At 41.2% G+C, this 2,017-nt stretch carries 1 protein-coding gene; it reads left to right on the forward strand.

The annotated features are described in order from the left end of the window. Positions 1-1,565 (forward strand): FG-GAP-like repeat-containing protein (locus tag ABKW31_RS22850; protein ID WP_348619025.1); only part of this gene is annotated, 1,565 nt, incomplete at its 5' end. Between the last annotated feature and the right edge of the window lie 452 nt (positions 1,566-2,017).

Raw genomic sequence — 2,017 nt, forward strand, 5'->3', positions numbered from 1 at the left:
CAGCGTGCGGATGGCGAAGTAACGTACAAGATAATTTGATTGTGGGCAGTGAAACGGGTATCAATATCTTTGGTCATTATTTAAATATGAATGGTAACGATATATCTTCATCTGAAACTGCAATAGCTCTTAGTAATCTGGTAGGAGCCCAGCTTTCATTTAATTCAAACAATATTGCAGGAGCGAAGAACTTCGCAATTCAAAACTTGAGTTATCTTGATGCAGATTTTGGAGAAATTTGGTTATCAGATAAAAGGGATATTGAAGAAGTCATTTTTGATTTTTTTGATAATAATTCAAGGGGTATTGTTACAGTTTTAAATTCTTCTAGCTTTTTTGTAAATTACTTTACACTTGAAGATACTGATCTTGACGGGTTAAGTAATCTTGAAGAGTATGAAATTGGAAGTAATTCTGCGAAGAAAGATACTGATGGCGACGGGTTGCAAGATCAGGCAGAACTAGAATTAGGAACTAACTTGCTTATAGATGACAGTGATTTTGATGGTTCTAAGGATTTTTTTGACGCCTTCCCGCTTGATGCAAGTGAAAGTCTCGATACTGATTTAGACGGGATTGGTAACAACGCCGACACCGACGACGACAACGATGGTGTGTTGGATGTCGATGATGCCTTCCCATTTGATTCAACAAAATCATTTATATCCAAAAACGACTTAGACGGCGACGGTAAATCAGATTTGCTGTGGCGCAGTAGCGCCAGAGGCTGGAACTTCTTGTGGGCGATGAATGGCACACAAACCAAACTAGCGCGTCCGATTAATGTGGTACAGGACGATGGTTGGTTGATGGCTGGCCAAGGTGATTACGACGGCGACGGAAAATCGGATATATTGTGGCGCAACACCATCACGGGTTTAAATTTCATCTACTTAATGGATGGTTTAAACATTAAGGCGCGTCAAGTCCTGAACTATGTTGATGCCCCGCAGTGGGAGCTTGCTGGCAGCGGCGACTTTAATGGCGACGGTAAAGGCGATGTGCTGTGGCTCGATATAGTGAGAGGACGTACCCAATTCTACATGATGAATGGCCTGCGCATTGGCACCAACCAGCCGTCAGTGACGGTCACCGACTTGAATGAAAAAATAGTAGCGATAGGCGATGTTAATGGTGATGGCACCGATGATGTCATCTGGCGTAATCAGCGTACAGGTGGGAACAGTATCTGGATAATGGAAAATGGCCAGATAGCCAACATGTATGCCTTAAACCGGGTTAGCACAGACTGGACGATTGCCGGTGCAGGGGACTTAGACGGTGATGGTACCGATGACATTGTGCTGCGCAATCAAGCCGATGGCCGTAACTGGGCCTTTTTGATGGAGAACGGTCAGATTAAAACCAGTCAGTTGATTAACACGGTGGGTAGTTTAGATTGGCAAATTGCTAACATGGGCGATTATGACGGTGACGGTAAAATCGACATACTATGGCGCAATGAAAGTGCCGCGCGCAATATCATCCATCTGATGGATGGCTTAACGATTAAAGATAAAGGGGTCTTAAGACCGACGGACAATACGTGGCAGTTGGCTAGGTAAAGTTTATAAATGTATAACTACAACCTGCTATAGGCTGTATTAGCATTTAGGTGGGTTGTAGTTATCTTTGATTCGATTTAAGACTACAAATTTTTAAACTTTTTATCCGCTATAAACGCTATATTTTCCGAACTTGTCTGCTTTGTATATATCCATCTATTATGCGGAACTTCCTAATTTATTCTTTACATTCTTAATTTAGCTTGCTCGTTGATTTTTAAAAGGAAAAGCCATTTAGGTGTTTCTTTTGCTTGAAATTTGAACAGTTTAAAGTCATTATTCTGAAGCTATAATTAACAGTTACCTTGTGGATTAATCATATTTTACTTAAAGGGAGTTTTGTGTATGAATCAATTTGCCAGATCCTCTGCGCTATGACGTGGTTGAATAGATACGACCGCCCTAGTTAAGACATAATAGCCTTAACTGGAGATAGATAATGACAGCACGTA

The organism is Paraglaciecola sp. 25GB23A (genome assembly GCF_040012495.1).
In the GTDB taxonomy this organism is placed as follows: domain Bacteria; phylum Pseudomonadota; class Gammaproteobacteria; order Enterobacterales; family Alteromonadaceae; genus Paraglaciecola.